The organism is Ornithinimicrobium panacihumi (genome assembly GCF_052073805.1).
Taxonomy (GTDB): Bacteria; Actinomycetota; Actinomycetes; order Actinomycetales; family Dermatophilaceae; genus Ornithinicoccus; species Ornithinicoccus panacihumi.
On record NZ_JBQGWG010000010.1, the window covers coordinates 123145 to 138770 of the forward strand.

Sequence of the window (15626 nt, forward strand, 5' to 3'; positions counted from 1 at the left end):
CCGGCCGAGCGGCTGGCAGGACGGGTCGAGGAGCCCTTGGCGCCACCGGCGCGGGCGCTGGTCGAGGAGGAAACAGTCTTGGCCACGTTCGCACGGTACCCAATGACCCCGCCCGTCACAGGCGTCCCACGCCCACGGCGCCCGAACCCGCCGGATCGACGGCGGCGTTGGGTCTACAGTGGTGACGGGCACGGCATACGTCGGCCCCACGCCGTCTCCACGAGGGGGAGCACGAGATGACCGAGCATCCTGGCTACCGCCCGAACGGTCCCACCGACGAGACCGGGCAGCCACCCCCGCCCCTGCCCGCCTACGTCCCGCCGTCCTCGCCCTCTCCCGTGCCCGAGGCCGACGCGGAGCTGCGGGCCAGGGCGGCGAAGTCGCTGGCGGACCGCAAGGACTTCACGGTCCACCTGACCGTCTACTGGGTGGTCATGACCTTCCTCGTCGTCATCTGGCTGGTGACGGCGGGCTGGGGATCCTACTTCTGGCCGATCTGGCCCATGCTCGGCTGGGGCCTGGGCCTGGTGCTGCACGGTCTCTCGCTGACCTGGGACCAGGAGCCGACCGAGGACCAGATCGAGGCCGAGGCGCGCCGGATCGCGCAGAAGCGCGGCCAGCTCCCGCCCGGGTCGACCCCCAGGGACTGAGCGGCACCGGCTAGCGCGGCGGCGCGATCCGCGCCCAGACGGCGAGGTGGTCGGCGCCCTCCACGGTCGCCGTCCCCGCGTCGGCCACGGGCCGCCCCCGGACCAGCACGTGATCGATGTGGACGAAGCCGGGAGCCACCGAGCCCACGTGCCAGCTGCGGACCCAGCCACGGCCGGCGACCTGGTGTGCGTCCAGCAGCCCGTTCGTCCTCATCAGGTCCCGCAGCGCGGGGTGCCCGGTCGAGGCGTTGAGGTCACCGGCCACCACGAGCGGACCCTCGACCCCGGTCAGCCACCGCTCCAGCAGCGCCAGCTCGGTGCGCCAGCGCTGCGAGCTGAGCATCAGCGGCGGGAAGGTGTGGGCCCCCACCACCGTCAGCCCGTCGACCTCCACCGCCACCTGGTCGAAGCCGGTGCCCTCCGGACCCGCCAGCTGGTCGTGGGGTTCACGGGTGAGCACGAGGGTGCCGCTCGCGTCCGGCGCCGACTCGCCCGAGCGGTGCGGCAGCAGCTGCTCGATCACCGATCCGTCGAGCCACTCGTCGGTGGCCGACGTGGCCTCGAGGAGGACCAGGACGTCCACCCGCTCCTCCCGCACCAGGCCCTCGACCTCGCCCAGGTCGCCACCGCCGAACTGGAGGTTGGCGGCGGCCACGACCACGTCCCCCTCCGCCCGACCGAGGCGAGGCCCCCCGAACCAGGGCGCTGCCACATACCCCAGCAAGACCGCGAGGGCGAGGCTCCCGGCAGCCACGGCCCTTCGTCCGCGGAGCAGCGCCAGCGCCAGCAGGACCGGCAGGGTCAGCGCGACCGGCACGAGCAGCGCCTGGACGATCGGGGCAGGACCAGGTGCGTCGACCCAGCGCAGGGCCGTCCAGCAGCCGAGGAGGACGAGCCAGGCCGCCAGCCACCGCGCTCCTCGGCGCCGCCCTCCCCCCACCATCGAGGGCCTAGGCGTCGATGACGATCGGGATGATCATCGGCCGACGACGCAGCTTGCTGCCGACGAACGAGCCGACCGTGCGGCGGATGACCTGCTGCAGCTGGTAGCTGTCCTGGACCCCGTTGTCCTGGGCCTCCTGCAGCGCCTGACGCAGACGGGGCAGCACCTTCTCGAAGACGTCCTGCCCCTCGGCGAAGCCCCGGGTCTGGATCTCCGGCCCGGCCGCGAGCGCCCCCGTGGAGGAGTCCCGCACCACGATGATCGTCACGAAGCCCTCGTCCCGCAGGATGCGCCGGTCCTTGAGCATCGTCTCGTCCGCCGCCCCGACGAGGGAGCCGTCGACGTAGACGTAGCCGCAGTCCACCGCACCGGCGATCCGGGCCACCCCGTCGACCAGGTCGACCACCACGCCGTCCTCGGCCAGCACGACGTTCTCCCGCGGCACGCCGGTCTGCACCGCCAGCTCGCCGTTGGCCACCATGTGCCGCCACTCGCCGTGGACCGGCATGACGTTGCGGGGTCGGACGATGTTGTAGCAGTAGAGCAGCTCACCTGCGCTGGCGTGGCCGGAGACGTGGACCAGGGCGTTCTCCTTGTGGACCACGTTGGCGCCGAGCCGGGTCAGACCGTTGATCACGCGGTAGACGGCGTTCTCGTTGCCGGGGATGAGCGAGGAGGCCATGAGCACCGTGTCACCGGGACCGACATCGATCTTGTGGTCGCCGTTGGCCATCCGCGACAGCGCCGCCATCGGCTCACCCTGCGAGCCGGTGCAGATGAGGACCTGCTGGTCGTCGGGCAGCTGGGTGAGCTGGCCCAGGTCCACCAGCACGCCGTCGGGGACCTTCAGGTAGCCCAGGTCGGCGGCGATCTTCATGTTGCGCAGCATCGAGCGCCCGACCATCGCGACCTTGCGGCCGGACTCCTCGGCGGCGTCCAGGATCTGCTGGACGCGATGCACGTGGGAGGAGAAGCAGGCCACGATGATCCGTCGGCGGGCCTTGTGGAAGACGCGCTCGATGGCCGGCACGACCTGCTTCTCCGGCGTGGTGAACCCCGGGATGTGGGCGTTGGTGGAGTCGGTCATGAACAGGTCCACGCCCTCCTCCCCCAGCCGGGCGAAGGCGCGCAGGTCGGTGATCCGGCCGTCCAGCGGCAGCTGGTCCATCTTGAAGTCGCCGGTGTGCAGGACGTTGCCGGCCCCGGTGCGGACGAAGACCGCCAGCGCGTCGGGGATGGAGTGGTTGACCGCGACGAACTCGCAGTCGAAGGGGCCGAGCACCTCCCGGTCGCCCTCCTTGACCCCGAGGGTGAGGGGGCGGATCTTGTGCTCCTTGAGCTTGGCCTCGACGAGCGCGAGGGTCAGCTGCGAGCCGATGAGGGGTATGTCGTTCTTCAGGCGGAGCAGGTAGGGCACCGCACCGATGTGGTCCTCGTGGCCGTGCGTCAGGACGATCGCCACGATGTCGTCCAGGCGGTCCTCGATCGGGCCGAAGTCGGGCAGGATCAGGTCGACCCCGGGGTGGTGCTCCTCGGGGAAGAGCACCCCGCAGTCGATGACCAGCAGCTTGCCGCGGTGCTCCAGCACCGCCATGTTGCGCCCGATCTCGCCCAGCCCGCCGAGCGGGGTGATGCGCAGGCCCCCGTCCTGCAGGGGTGCGGGGGCCGTCAGCTCGGGGTGGGGATGGCTCATGGGTCGCCACGATATCCGCCACTAGGGTGTGGGGCATGCAGCAGTACCTCGACCTCCTGACCCGCATCCGTGACGAAGGCGTCCAGAAGGGTGACCGCACCGGCACCGGGACGCTGTCGGTCTTCGGCCACCAGATGCGCTTCGACCTGACCGAGGGCTTCCCGGTGCTGACCACCAAGCGGCTGCATCTGCGCTCGGTGATCGGTGAGCTGCTGTGGTTCCTGCGCGGCGACACCAACATCCGCTGGCTGCAGGAGCGCAAGATCCGGATCTGGGACGAGTGGGCCGACGAGAACGGCGACCTCGGGCCGGTCTACGGCCACCAGTGGCGCTCCTGGCCCACCCCCGACGGGCGCACGATCGACCAGATCGCCAAGGTGGTGGAGTCGATCAGGACCAACCCCGACTCCCGCCGGCACATCGTGTCCGCGTGGAACGTCGCGGACGTCGACGACATGGCCCTGCCCCCGTGCCACACCCTCTTCCAGTTCTACGTCTCCCCGGCCGCCGAGGACGACGAGGACCGGCGCGGCTGGTTGTCCTGCCAGCTCTACCAGCGCAGCGCCGACACCTTCCTCGGCGTGCCCTTCAACATCGCCAGCTACGCCCTACTGACGCACATGGTCGCCCACGTCACCGACCTCCGGGCCAAGGACTTCGTGCACACCATCGGCGACGCCCACCTCTATCTCAACCACCTCGACCAGACGGCCGAGCAGCTGACCCGCACCCCGGGACCGCTGCCGACGCTGTGGCTCAACCCCGACGTGCGGGCGATCGACGCCTTCGAGCTCGAGGACGTCGAGGTGCGCGGCTACGAGGCGGCCCCCACCATCAAGGCTCCGATCGCGGTATGACGACCCCCTCCCGGTTCGCCGTCATCCCGGCGGCCTATGTCGTGCTGCTCCGCGAGGCCGACCACGGGACCGAGGTGCTGCTGCAGCTGAGGCGAGGCACCACATACATGGACGGCTGGTGGGCGTGCGGCGCCGCCGGGCACGTCGAGCAGGGCGAGACGGTGCTGGAAGGCGCGGCCCGCGAGGCCCGGGAGGAGCTGGGGATCGAGATCGACCCGGCCGATCTGAGGCTGGTCGCCACCACCCACCGGACCTGCGTCATCCCCAGCGGCCTGGAGGAGCGCATCGACCTGTTCGTGCAGGCCCGGTCCTGGAGGGGCGAGCCGACGATCCAGGAGACGGACAAGGCCGGAGAGCTGCGCTGGTGGCCGCTGGCCGCGCTGCCGGACAAGGTCGTCCCCCACGAGCGCCTGGCCCTGGAGTCGCTGGCCCGCGGCGAGGTCGGCTCTTTCCACGCCCTCGGTTTCGACCAGCGGCTGACCCTGATCGCCGCGGTCGGGCGCAACGGCGTGATCGGCGACGGCGAGACGATGCCCTGGCACCTGCCGGAGGACCTGCGCTTCTTCAAGGACACCACCATGGGCGGTGTGTTGGTCATGGGTCGCGGCACCTGGGACTCGATCGGGCGGGCGCTGCCCGGTCGCCGCACCATCGTGGTGACCCGCGACAAGACATGGTCCGCGCCCGGTGCCGAGGTGGCCCACTCGCTGCGGGAGGCGTTGATGATCGCCGGGGACGGCGAGGTCTTCGTCGCCGGCGGTGGTCAGGTCTACGCCCAGACCATCGAGCACGCCCACCGGCTGATCATCACCGAGGTCGACCTCGAGCCCGCCGGGCAGACCCGCTTCCCCGAGATCGATCCTTCGGTATGGGGTGAGACCTCCCGTCTCCCCGGCTCCGGCGACGTGACCGGCTGGGTCACCTACGAACGCCGCCCCTGACGCCCCACCCCACCCCCACCGGGCGCGCCTCGTGGTTGCTCCCAGCCCCACCGGGCGCGCCTCGTGGTTGCTCCCCGGGTGAGCTACGAGCGGCCGCCGGCCGCCCGCTGACGGATGTGCAGCTCCCGGATCCGCTCGGCCAGCTCCGGCGCAGGGCCGTCGACGACTGCTCCGGGCACGACCTGCTGGATGGGCAGACCCGCCACCGGCGCGGGCTCCACACCCGTCTCGGCCAGCCACTCCCCCAGCTGCGCCGACGTCGAGGCCAGCACGATGCGGCCCAGACCGACCCAGCCGTGCGCACCTGCGCACATGGGGCAGTGCTCGCCGGAGGTGTAGACCGTGGCGGCGGCCCGCTCCTGCGGCGTGAGGTGCTCGACGGCCCAGTGGGCGATGGCGAGCTCCGGGTGCCGCGTGCCGTCCCCGCCGGAGACGTGGTTGTGGTCCTCGAACAGGACCTCACCGTCGGCGGAGAGCAGCAAGGAGCCGAACGGCTCGTCACCGGCCTCGACCGCCTGCACGGCCAGGTCCACGCACCGGGTCAGCAGCTCCAGGTCCCGCGATGTCAGCGCCATGGGCCCTACCGTAGCGACCCGCACTAACGCTCCAGCACCACCGCGAGCGCCACGATCCCGCCGGCCACCAGCAGGATGGTGACGAAGGTGATGCTGAAGGCCCACAAGGGATAGGCCAGGCTGACGGGGAGCATGCGGGGCCAGCGCTCGCGGGCCTCCTGCGGGGAGAGGCTCTTGAGGTGGGTGCGCCGCCGACCGGTGGAGCGAAGCTCGACCAGGGTCGCCTCCGGCCAGACCTTCGTCGAGGTCCGCCACAGGGGCTCACCCCGGTCGTCCAGCAGCGCGAGATAGCCGTTGGTGCCCATCACCTGGAGGTTGTCGGTGTGGACCACCTCGGCGATCTCGTGCCGGGGCACGACCCACTCCCCGAGGGCCCCGCGGATCCGCACCTCCGACGGTGTGATCCGCACCCGTCCCCGCGCGTGGAGCAGCGCCAGCACGACGAAGAACGCCCACGACACGAGCGTGATCACCGCGACGACCAGCGGCTCGACGTCCCGGATGACGGCGAGGAAGACCCCGGCGAACGCGAACGACCCGGTCAGCCAGGCCAGCGACGGCCCCAGGCCACGCCCTTCGGCGAAGACCCTTCGCCCTTCGTGCTGCATCCGTCTGCCTCCCTGCATGCTCTGTCTCACAAGCCCATCCGCTGCGCGCCCACCGCAGCCTGCCCTCCTCGACCCTAACCGCTCCGGTCGACGTCGGCACCCGCCCCGGTAGTGTCGGGCGGGTGCAGCCCAGCGACCTCTCCCAGATCCGCACCCTGTCCTCCCCCACCGTCCGGCCCGACGGCGCCGACGTGGTCTTCGTCGTCACCCGACCCGACGTGGACGGCAACCGCTACCGCAGCAGCCTGTGGCGCCTCGACCTGACCGAGAAGGGCTCGACACCGCGCAGGCTCACCCGCAGCAGCTACGACAGCTCCCCGGTCTACTCCCCCGACGGCGCCTGGATCGCCTTCGTCCGCGGGAGCAAGGGTGGGCCCGGCCAGGTGCACGTCATGCCCGCGTCCGGCGGGGACGCGTGGGCGCTCACCGACCAGCCGCTCGGGGCCGGCTCCCCCGTCTGGTCGCCCGACAGCTCTTCGATCGTGTATGCGGCACGCGTCCCCGAGGAGGGTCGGTACGGGACCGACGAGGACATCAAGCCCGACAACGAGGCGCCCCGGCTCATCGAGCACGCGCAATATCTCGCCGACGGGCTCGGCTACCGCCTCGACCGCCCCAGCAAGCTGTGGCTGGTCGAGCTGCCCTCTCCTGAGGACCGTGACAACGGCGGTGACGGGCTCGGCGACGACGTCGACGACGTCCCGGACAGCGTCCAGCTGACGACGGGGGGCGGGGACGACCGCGGTGCCGCCTTCATCGACGGCGGCCGCCGCGTCGCCTTCGTGGCCTCCCGCGACGGTCGGGGAGCGTGGCGCCCGGACACCCTGGTCTCCGACGTCTGCTCGGTCGACCTGCGGGGCAAGGGATTTCGACGTCACACCGACGGCACGCGCAGCGTCGGCAGCATCCACGTCTCTCCCGACGGCGAGGTCTTCGTCGTCAGCAACGACCTGGGCCCCAGCCGGCAGGACTTCATCGCCCAGGAGCCGGTGGTCCACCGGCTCGACCGGAAGACGCCCCTCACCGACGCCCAGACCGACCAGCTGGCCTGCGCACCGGTCGTGCTCCCCGGCGGGCGGGTCGTGGCAGCCTTCGAGCACCGCGGCGACACGGTCGTGCGCACCGTCCCCGAGGGGAAGAGCGCGAAGGGCGCGAGCGGCACGGTGCTCCTCGACGGCAACGTGTCGGTGACCGCGCTCGCCGGTGCCGGGGAGGGCGCCGCCGCCACGGTGGTGGCCGTGGCCGGCACGCGCACCTCATACTCCGAGCTGTTCGTCGGACCCGCCGAGGGTCCGCTGACCGCCCGCACGGACTTCGCCCGCCACCTGGAGCAGGAGCCGATCGAGCCGGAGGAGCTCGACGCCATCTCCGGCGACGGCTACCCGGTGCACGGCTGGCTCTTCCGGCCACCGAGATCACGGAGCCGCAAGACACGTCCTCAGCTGCACCCCGTCGTGCTGATGATCCACGGCGGCCCCTACACGCAGTACTCCGGCAACCTCTTCGACGAGGCCCAGGTGCTCGCCCGGGCCGGCTATGCCGTCGTGATGGGCAACCCGCGCGGTGGCTCCGGCTACGGCGCCGAGCACGGGCGGGTGCTGCGCCACGCGATCGGCACGGTCGACGTCGCCGACCTCATGGCCCTGCTCGATCACGCCTTGGCGCTGCCGGGCCTGGACGCGGACCGGGTCGGCGTGCAGGGCGGCTCCTACGGCGGGCTGATGACCACCTGGCTGGTGGCGCACAGCGACCGCTTCAGTGGCGCCATCAGCGAGCGCGCCGTCAACGCGTGGGACTCCTTCGCCGGGACCAGCGACATCGGTTGGTTCTTCGGCGACGAGTACTCCGGCGCCTACCAGGTCGAGCAGTCGCCGCTGACGTGGGCCGACAACATCACCACCCCCACCCTGGTCATCCACTCCGAGCGCGACTTCCGCTGCCCATTGGAGCAGGGACAGCGGCTCTTCGCCCGCCTCAAGCGCAATGGCGTCCCCACCAAGCTGCTCATCTTCCCCGGCGAGGGTCACGAGCTGAGCCGTTCGGGGCAGCCGCGTCACCGGGTGCAGCGCTTCGAGCACATCCTGGCCTGGTGGGATGAGCACCTCCGCTGACCCTCGACACGCCGGTCCGGACCGGGCTGCGCGGGACGACCGCGACCGGCAGCTGCTGGCGTGGCTGGGCGCCGGGCTGCTCGCCGGCGGCATGCCCACCCACGAGGTGGAGGACGACCTGCGGGAGGTCGCCTGGACCTTGGGCCATCCCCGCCCCCAGCTGGCCTGCTCACCCACCGGGGTGATGCTCTCGCTGCGCTCCGGGCAGCCCGCGACCTTCGAGCAGGTCGAGGGAGGGGTCCGGCTGGACCAGCTCTCCGACGTCCTGGCCCTGCAGGCCTCCCTGCGGGCGGGCCGGATCTCGCCCGAGGACGGGCTGGCCCGGCTGGGTCGGCTGCGCGCCACCCCCCACCGCTACCGGCTGCCCGGCATCGTCGGCGGCGGGATCCTCACCGGCATCGGGATCGGCCTGATCCTGGCGCCGTCCCTGCCCTCGCTGCTCTTCACGCTCGCGGTCGCGCCGCTGACCCCGCTGTTCGTCCTGCTCGGGATCCGCAGCCGCACCCTGCGCACCATCACCCCTTTCCTGGCGGCCTTCACGATCGCCGTGGCGGCGTTCCTGGCCGCCGACTCCGGGTGGCTCTCGGCGCCGCTGTGGAGCCTGGTCGCCCCGATCGCCGTGCTGCTGCCCGGCGCTCTCATCGTCACCGGCCTGACCGAGCTGGCCGCGGGGGCGATGGTCGCCGGCAGCTCCCGGCTGGCGTTCGGGCTCACCCAGCTGCTGCTCTTCGTCATGGGCGCGGGAGCAGCCCTGGCGGTGGCCGGAGGCGGCGACGCCCTGCTCGAGACCACCCGGCCGGTCGGTCTGGGCTGGTGGGCGCCCCTCGTGGGGGTGGCGATCATCAGCACCGCCATCGCGCTGATGGAGTCCGTCCCGGTGCGCCAGGCCCCCTGGCTGCTGGTGACGGTCCTGGCCACCTTCGCGGCGCAGACCGCCACCTATACGGTCACGGAAGGGCGCTGGGCCGGGGCCTTCGTCGGCGCGGTCGTCGCCGCCCTGGTCGCGACCCTGGTCGAGTACCTCCGCCCCGAGCTTCCTCGCATGATCGCCTTCCTGCCCAGCTTCTGGCTGCTCGTGCCCGGCTCGTTGGGCCTGATCTCGCTGACCCAGCTCGAACTGGGTCCGGGCGCCGCGGCGCTGGCCATCGCGGACGTGGTCGTAGTGGTCACGGCCATCGCCCTGGGCGTGCTGGTCGGCTCTGCGCTGGCGGCCCCGCTGCGCCACATCGCGCGCCAGCTCGGTCTGCCGCACCTGCTGCGCCTCCGCGGCCGACGGAGCAGCGCTCGACGAGCTGCCGCCCCACGGGCCCGGGAGGTGCCCCGTGGGTGAGCCCTTCTACGAACGGGCCCGGCTCTACGACCTGATGTTCCCCAGCAGCGCTGCAGCTGTGGGGTTCTACCGCGGCATGGCGGCCGAGCAGCCCGGCGCCAGCGTCCTGGAGCTCGGCTGCGGCACCGGCAACAAGCTCATCCCCATCGCGGCCGACGGGCACCCCGCCGTGGGGCTGGACTCCTCCCGCCCCATGCTCGACCTGGCCCGGCGCAAGGCGGACGACCACGGGGTCCAGGTGGAGTGGGTCGAGGGGGACATGCGCGACTTCGACCTGGGTCGCACCTTCGACCTGGTGGTCATCGCCGCCAACTCCCTGCTGCACCTGCACGAGGCGGAGGAGATCATCGGCTGCCTCCGGGCCGTGCGTCGGCACCTGTCCCCCGGAAGGCAGCTCGCCCTGGACGTCTTCAACCCGGCGGCCCACGTGATCGTCGCGGCCGACGGTGAGCGCCGCCCCCGGCCGTCGCTGTCGTTCACCGATCCCGAGCTGGGCCCGGTGAGCGTCGAGGTGGCCGAGACCTACGACGCAGCGGCCCAGGTGACGCGGGGGACGTGGTTCCTCTCGACGGCCTCCGAGCCGGACGTGGTGGTCGTCCCGCTGGAGATCCGCAGCATCTACCCGCAGGAGCTGCCGCTGCTGCTCGAGCGTGCCGGGCTCCGCCTGGTCGATCGGTTCGGCGACTGGTCACGCGGGGCCTTCACCTCCGGCTCCCCGCTCCAGCTCTGCATCTGCCGGCCGGACTGAGGTCGGCTCAGACGGGCGGGATCGACCGGTGCCGGGTGGAGAAGTGGCGGTCCCGGCGCGCCGCATACTTCAGCCGTCGCACGATGTCGGCGCGCAGGTCCTCGGGCTCGACGATCGCGTCGATTACCAGGTCGGCCGCGAGCCGCTCGAGGTCGACATCCTCGACATACTCCGCCCGGCGCGCCTCGACGAAGGCCTCACGCTCGGCCTCGTCGCTGATCTCGGCGATCTTGTTGGCGTAGACCGCGTTGACCGCGGCCTCCGGCCCCATGACCGCGATGCGCGCGGTCGGCAGGGCGATCGTCGCCTCGGGCCCGAAGCCCGGGCCGCCCATGGCGTAGAGCCCGGCGCCGTAGGCCTTGCGGACCACGACGCACAGCTGCGGGACGGTCGCCTCGGAGACGGCCGAGACCATCTTGGCGCCGTGCCGGATGATGCCGCCTCGCTCGACCTCGGAGCCGATCATGAAGCCCGGCACGTCGGCCAGGTAGATCAGCGGGATGCCGTAGGCGTCGCACAGGTAGATGAAGCGGGAGGCCTTGTCCGCAGAGTCGGTGAACAGCACCCCGCCCTTGACCGCGGAGTTGTTGGCGACGATGCCGACGCTCTGGCCCTCGATGCGGCCCAGGCCGACGACGAGCTCGGCGGCGAAGAGCGGCTTGACCTCGAAGAAGCTGTCGGCGTCGACCAGGCCCTCGATGACGTCGTGGACGTCGAAGGGCACGGACTCGCTCTCCGGCACCGTCTGGGAGCTCAGCGGCACCTCCGGCTCCTCGGCCTCGTAGTGCGGCAGCGGGTCGTGCCAGGTCTCGGGCAGGTAGGAGAAGAAGTGGCGTGCGAGGTCGATGGCTTCCTCGTCGTCGGCCGCGAGCAGGTCGCCGACGCCGGAGACGGTGCAGTGCATCCGCGCGCCGCCCATCTCCTCGAGCGTGACCTTCTCCCCCACGACCATCTCGGCCATGCGGGGGCTGCCGAGATACATCGAGGCGTTGCCCTCGACCATGATCACTATGTCGGTGAAACTGGGGATGTAGGCGCCGCCGGCGGCGCTCGGGCCGAAGAGGCAGCAGATCTGCGGGACCTTGCCCGACAGCGCGACCTGGTTGTGGAAGATCCGGCCCGCGCCGCGACGTCCCGGGAAGAGGTCGACCTGGTCGGTGATCCGCGCCCCGGCGGAGTCGACGAACCAGAAGATCGGCAGCTCCTCACGCAACGCGGCCTCGGTGGCCCGGATGATCTTCTCGACGGTGCGCGCGCCCCACGAGCCGGCCTTGACGGTCGGGTCGTTGGCCACCACGATCGCCGGTCGCCCGTCGACCTCGCCCCGCCCGGTCACGACACCGTCGGCCGGCAGCCCGTCGGCGGTGGCGTTGGCATAACGGGCGTCCTCGACGAAGGTCCCCTCGTCGAAGAGGAGGGTGATGCGGTCGCGCACGTAGAGCTTGTTCTGGCTGTCCAGCTTCGCCTTCGCGCGCTCGGTCGGCTCCGCCGAGGCCTGGTATGCGGCCGCGAGCCGCTCCCTCAGCTCACCTACCCTCGGGTCGGGGTGGGGGTTGGAACCAGAGCCGGAGATCTGCATATCGCTCACCCTCTCACCCTGCGCCCGGGCCGGCTCAGGAGGGCAGGCCGAGGCCGCGGGCGATGACCATGCGCTGCACCTCGGAGGTGCCCTCGCCGATCTCCAGGATCTTGGCGTCGCGGTAGAACCGGGCCACGGGGTACTCCTCCATGAAGCCGTTGCCGCCGAAGATCTGGGTCGCCATCCGCGTCGCGGTCACGGCAGCCTCGGTGGAGTAGAGCTTGGCGTAGGCCGCGGCCTGCTTGACCTCGGCGACCGAGCGCTTGCCGGCGTGCTGCTGCTCCTTGAGCCAGGCGGCCTTGTAGGTGAGCTGGCGCGCGATCTCGGTCATCATCGCGATGTCGGCGACCTGGAAGGAGACGCCCTGGTTGACCGCGATCGGCCGGCCGAAGGCGAGGCGCTCCTGGCTGTAGCGGGTGGTCTCCTCGAGCATCCGCTGCAGGCAGCCGACCGCGAGCGCGGCGATGGCGATGCGGCCGTCGTCGAGGGTCTTGAGGAACTGCTTGAAGCCGTGGCCACGCTCCCCCAGCAGGTTGGCCTCCGGCACGCGGGCGCCCTCGAAGGTGAGCCCGTGGGTGTCGGAGATGTGCCAGCCGAGCTTGCGGTAGGCGGGCTCGACGGTGAAGCCGGGGGTGCCGTTGGGCACGATGATCGCGCTGATCTCGGGCTTGCCCTCGGGGGTCTCGCCCGTGCGGGCGGTGACGGTGACCACGGAGGTGATGGGGCTGCCGGAGTTGGTGATGAAGGCCTTGGCGCCGTTGATCACCCACTCACCGTCCTCGAGGACGGCACGGGTCTTGGTCGCGCCGGCGTCCGAGCCCGCCTCGGGCTCGGTGAGGCCGAAGCCGGCCAGCGCCCTGCCGGCGACGAGGTCGGGCAGCCACTGCTCCTTCTGCTCCTGGCTGCCGTAGGTCTGGATCGGGTTGATGCCCAGGCCGACGCCGGCCTCGAGGGTGATGCCCATGGCCTGGTCGACCCGGCCGAGCTCCTCGATGGCCACGCACAGGTAGGTGAATCCGTCCCCGTCCATGCCGGCGCCGCCGAACTCCTCGGGGGCCTCGAGGCCGAAGAGCCCCAGCTCACCCATCTGCGGGATCAGGTGGGCCGGGAAATGGCTCTCCTGGTCCCACTTCTCCACGTGCGGGGCGATCTCGCCCTCGGCGAAGTCGCGCACGACGCGACGGAAGTCCTCGTGGTCCTGGGTGAGTTCGAACACGAGGCCCATCGTGCTTGACCTTGACGTGCTCGTCAAGCACGATGAGGCGAGAATCACTTGACGTAAGGACAACTGTGTCTCTCTCCACCGAGCCGACGACGGACCCGGACGACGGCGCCACCTGGACGATCGCCCAGATGGCCGACGACTTCGACGTGACGCACCGGGCGCTGCGCCACTACGAGCACCTGGGCCTGCTCTCCCCCGAGCGCGAGGGTCAGCGACGGATCTACCACCGCCGCGAACGCACGCGGCTGGCGCTGATCCTGCGCGGACGCCGCCTCGGCTTCCCGCTCGAGGAGATCGCCACCATCCTGGGGATGTATGACGACAAGCCGGGCGAAGCGGGCCAGCTGCGCTACCTGCTCAACCAGATCGACGACCGCCGCGCCGACCTCGAGCGCAAACGACGTGACATCGAGGACAGCCTGCGCGAGCTGGACCAGCTCCAGCAGCGGTGTGCCGAAGATCTCGCCCGGATGGAGTGACTTGCGCACATCCTGCGCGCAGCCCGGCACCACGTTGGGTCTAGGGTGATCGCTATGCCGATCAGCAAGGTCCTCATTGCCAACCGCGGCGAGATCGCCGTGCGCATCGCCCGCGCCTGCAAGGACGCAGGGATCGGGTCCGTCGCGGTCTACGCCGATCCGGACCGTGACGCCCTGCACGTCAAGGTCGCCGACGAGGCCTACGCCCTGGGCGGAGCCACGCCCGGCGAGTCCTACCTCGTCCAGGAGAAGCTGCTCGACATCGCCCGGCAGGCCGGGGCCGATGCCGTTCACCCGGGCTACGGCTTCCTGGCCGAGAACGCCTCCTTCGCCCAGGCCGTCATCGACGCCGGGCTGACCTGGATCGGTCCTGGCCCCGAGGCCATCGACGGCCTCGGCGACAAGGTCAAGGCACGCCACATCGCGGTGAAGGCCGATGCCCCGCTGGTGCCGGGCACCAAGGATCCCGTCTCCGGGCCCGACGAGGTCGTCGCCTTCGCCCAGGAGCACGGGCTTCCGGTGGCCATCAAGGCAGCCTACGGCGGCGGCGGGCGTGGCCTGAAGGTCGCCCGCACGATGGAGGAGATCCCCGAGCTCTACGACTCCGCCGTGCGCGAGGCGGTCACCGCCTTCGGCCGCGGCGAGTGCTTCGTCGAGCGCTTCCTGGACCACCCGCGGCACGTGGAGACCCAGTGCCTGGCCGACCAGCACGGCAACGTCGTGGTCGTCTCCACCCGTGACTGCTCGCTGCAGCGCCGCAACCAGAAGCTCGTGGAGGAGGCCCCGGCCCCCTTCCTCAGCGAGGAGCAGCACACCGAGCTGGTGCGCGCGAGCAAGGCGATCATGAAGGAGGCCGGCTACGTCGGCGCCGGCACCTGCGAGTTCCTCGTCGGCCCGCAGGGCGACATCTCCTTCCTCGAGGTCAACACCCGCCTCCAGGTCGAGCACCCCGTGACCGAGGAGGTCACCGGCATCGACCTGGTCCGCGAGCAGTTCCGGATCGCCGACGGCGAGGAGCTGGGCTACGACGACCCCGAGCCGCACGCGCACTCGATCGAGTTCCGGATCAACGCCGAGGACCCCGGCCGTGACTTCCTGCCCGCCCCCGGCACCGCCCTTGTCTACCGGGCACCCTCCGGCCCCGGCGTCCGTGTGGACTCCGGCGTCGAGCAGGGTGACGTGGTGGCCGGCGCCTTCGACTCGATGCTGGCCAAGCTGATCGTCACCGGACGCGACCGCAAGCAGGCCCTGGCCCGCGCCCGTCGCGCCCTGGCCGAGTTCGAGGTCGTCGGCATGCCGACCGCGCTGACCTTCCACCGCGCCGTCGTGGACGACCCTGCCTTCGCCCCCGAGGGTGACGACGCGTTCACGATCCACACCCGCTGGATCGAGACCGACTTCGACAACCAGATCGCCGCATACTCCGGCCCGACCGCCGAGGCCCCCGGCGAGGACGGCGAGCGCCAGAAGGTCGTCGTCGAGGTCGGCGGTCAGCGCCTGGAGGTCTCCCTGCCCGCCGGGCTCGCCCTGGGTGGCGGCAACGGCGGTGGCGCCGGCGCCCGCAAGAAGGCCCCCAAGCGTTCCCGTGGTGGCGGCGGCGGTGCCGCGCCCTCCGGCGATGCCGTGACCGCCCCCATGCAGGGCACCATCGTCAAGATCGCCGTCGAGGAGGGTCAGGAGATCGCCGAGGGCGATGTCGTGGTCGTGCTCGAGGCGATGAAGATGGAGCAGCCGATCAAGGCCCACAAGGGTGGCACCGTCACCGGCCTCAAGGCCTCCGTCGGCGAGACCGTCTCCAACGGCGCCGTCCTCTGCGAGCTCAAGGACTGACCCCGCTGTCGCGGCGGGGGGGGGGGGGGGGGGGGGGGGGGGGGGGGGGGGGGGGGG

At 71.6% G+C, this 15626-nt stretch carries 14 protein-coding genes; 8 read left to right on the top strand and 6 right to left on the bottom strand.

Annotated elements, in window-relative coordinates; translation table 11 throughout:
• Positions 1 to 236: 236 nt before the first annotated feature.
• Positions 237 to 650: a 2TM domain-containing protein gene (locus ACTMMA_RS11210; protein ID WP_441190210.1), complete on the top strand. Its 414-nt coding sequence runs from the start codon at positions 237 to 239 to the stop codon at positions 648 to 650.
• A gap of 10 nt (positions 651 to 660) precedes the next feature.
• Here ACTMMA_RS11210 and ACTMMA_RS11215 read toward each other — a convergent pair whose 3' ends face one another.
• On the bottom strand, positions 661 to 1593 hold the full coding sequence (locus ACTMMA_RS11215) for an endonuclease/exonuclease/phosphatase family protein (protein ID WP_441190211.1): 933 nt from the start codon (positions 1591 to 1593) through the stop codon (positions 661 to 663).
• A gap of 7 nt (positions 1594 to 1600) precedes the next feature.
• Complete coding sequence (locus ACTMMA_RS11220; RefSeq protein WP_441190212.1) at positions 1601 to 3286, bottom strand: ribonuclease J; 1686 nt, start codon at positions 3284 to 3286, stop codon at positions 1601 to 1603.
• A 35-nt stretch (positions 3287 to 3321) separates the two neighbouring features.
• Between ACTMMA_RS11220 and ACTMMA_RS11225 the strand changes: the two genes are divergently transcribed.
• Positions 3322 to 4143 carry a thymidylate synthase gene (locus ACTMMA_RS11225; protein WP_441190213.1) on the top strand — a complete coding sequence of 274 codons (822 nt, stop codon included), beginning with the start codon at positions 3322 to 3324 and terminating at the stop codon, positions 4141 to 4143.
• A complete protein-coding gene (locus ACTMMA_RS11230; RefSeq protein ID WP_441190214.1) occupies positions 4140 to 5084 on the top strand; it encodes a dihydrofolate reductase in 945 nt (314 codons plus the stop codon). The genes ACTMMA_RS11225 and ACTMMA_RS11230 overlap by 4 nt, the downstream gene beginning before the upstream one ends.
• An 83-nt stretch (positions 5085 to 5167) precedes the next feature.
• Here the strand turns inward: ACTMMA_RS11230 and ACTMMA_RS11235 are convergent, their stop codons facing one another.
• The gene (locus ACTMMA_RS11235) at positions 5168 to 5659 is read right to left on the bottom strand and encodes a nucleoside deaminase (RefSeq protein WP_441190215.1); all 492 of its coding nucleotides are present in this window, start codon (positions 5657 to 5659) and stop codon (positions 5168 to 5170) included.
• Between the two features lie 23 nt (positions 5660 to 5682).
• Complete coding sequence (locus tag ACTMMA_RS11240; protein WP_441190216.1) at positions 5683 to 6267, bottom strand: hypothetical protein; 585 nt, start codon at positions 6265 to 6267, stop codon at positions 5683 to 5685.
• Between the two features lie 122 nt (positions 6268 to 6389).
• Here ACTMMA_RS11240 and ACTMMA_RS11245 point away from each other — a divergent pair, with 122 nt between their 5' ends.
• From ACTMMA_RS11245 to ACTMMA_RS11255, 3 genes are read left to right on the top strand one after another with little or no spacing between them, the layout of a single operon-like run.
• Positions 6390 to 8378, top strand: coding sequence for a S9 family peptidase (locus ACTMMA_RS11245; RefSeq protein ID WP_441190217.1), 1989 nt, complete (start codon positions 6390 to 6392; stop codon positions 8376 to 8378).
• The gene (locus ACTMMA_RS11250) at positions 8362 to 9708 is read left to right on the top strand and encodes a threonine/serine exporter family protein (protein WP_441190218.1); all 1347 of its coding nucleotides are present in this window, start codon (positions 8362 to 8364) and stop codon (positions 9706 to 9708) included. The genes ACTMMA_RS11245 and ACTMMA_RS11250 overlap by 17 nt, the downstream gene beginning before the upstream one ends.
• Positions 9701 to 10456, top strand: coding sequence for a class I SAM-dependent methyltransferase (locus ACTMMA_RS11255; protein ID WP_441190219.1), 756 nt, complete (start codon positions 9701 to 9703; stop codon positions 10454 to 10456). Before ACTMMA_RS11250 ends, ACTMMA_RS11255 begins: the two co-directional genes overlap by 8 nt.
• Before the next feature lie 7 nt (positions 10457 to 10463).
• Here ACTMMA_RS11255 and ACTMMA_RS11260 read toward each other — a convergent pair whose 3' ends face one another.
• Positions 10464 to 12035, bottom strand: a complete 1572-nt coding sequence (locus tag ACTMMA_RS11260; RefSeq protein WP_441190227.1) for an acyl-CoA carboxylase subunit beta — start codon at positions 12033 to 12035, stop codon at positions 10464 to 10466.
• Positions 12036 to 12069: 34 nt separating this feature from the next.
• Positions 12070 to 13251: an acyl-CoA dehydrogenase family protein gene (locus ACTMMA_RS11265; RefSeq protein ID WP_441190220.1), complete on the bottom strand. Its 1182-nt coding sequence runs from the start codon at positions 13249 to 13251 to the stop codon at positions 12070 to 12072.
• Between the two features lie 137 nt (positions 13252 to 13388).
• On the opposite strand from ACTMMA_RS11265, the gene ACTMMA_RS11270 reads away from it, so the two are divergent.
• Both ACTMMA_RS11270 and ACTMMA_RS11275 read left to right on the top strand, forming a co-directional pair.
• On the top strand, positions 13389 to 13739 hold the full coding sequence (locus ACTMMA_RS11270) for a MerR family transcriptional regulator (RefSeq protein ID WP_441190228.1): 351 nt from the start codon (positions 13389 to 13391) through the stop codon (positions 13737 to 13739).
• A 54-nt stretch (positions 13740 to 13793) separates the two neighbouring features.
• Entirely contained in the window at positions 13794 to 15569 is a 1776-nt protein-coding gene (locus tag ACTMMA_RS11275; protein ID WP_441190221.1) for an acetyl/propionyl/methylcrotonyl-CoA carboxylase subunit alpha, read from the top strand.
• The last annotated feature ends 57 nt before the right edge of the window (positions 15570 to 15626 follow it).

Coding starts and splice junctions, on each gene's coding strand:
- ACTMMA_RS11250 (WP_441190218.1), top strand. CDS start 8,362: ATGAGCACCTCCGCTGACCCTCGACACGCCGGTCCGGACCGGGCTGCG.
- ACTMMA_RS11260 (WP_441190227.1), bottom strand. CDS start 12,035: ATGCAGATCTCCGGCTCTGGTTCCAACCCCCACCCCGACCCGAGGGTA.
- ACTMMA_RS11275 (WP_441190221.1), top strand. CDS start 13,794: ATGCCGATCAGCAAGGTCCTCATTGCCAACCGCGGCGAGATCGCCGTG.
- ACTMMA_RS11230 (WP_441190214.1), top strand. CDS start 4,140: ATGACGACCCCCTCCCGGTTCGCCGTCATCCCGGCGGCCTATGTCGTG.
- ACTMMA_RS11215 (WP_441190211.1), bottom strand. CDS start 1,593: ATGGTGGGGGGAGGGCGGCGCCGAGGAGCGCGGTGGCTGGCGGCCTGG.
- ACTMMA_RS11210 (WP_441190210.1), top strand. CDS start 237: ATGACCGAGCATCCTGGCTACCGCCCGAACGGTCCCACCGACGAGACC.
- ACTMMA_RS11240 (WP_441190216.1), bottom strand. CDS start 6,267: ATGCAGCACGAAGGGCGAAGGGTCTTCGCCGAAGGGCGTGGCCTGGGG.
- ACTMMA_RS11270 (WP_441190228.1), top strand. CDS start 13,389: ATGGCCGACGACTTCGACGTGACGCACCGGGCGCTGCGCCACTACGAG.
- ACTMMA_RS11235 (WP_441190215.1), bottom strand. CDS start 5,659: ATGGCGCTGACATCGCGGGACCTGGAGCTGCTGACCCGGTGCGTGGAC.
- ACTMMA_RS11225 (WP_441190213.1), top strand. CDS start 3,322: ATGCAGCAGTACCTCGACCTCCTGACCCGCATCCGTGACGAAGGCGTC.
- ACTMMA_RS11220 (WP_441190212.1), bottom strand. CDS start 3,286: ATGAGCCATCCCCACCCCGAGCTGACGGCCCCCGCACCCCTGCAGGAC.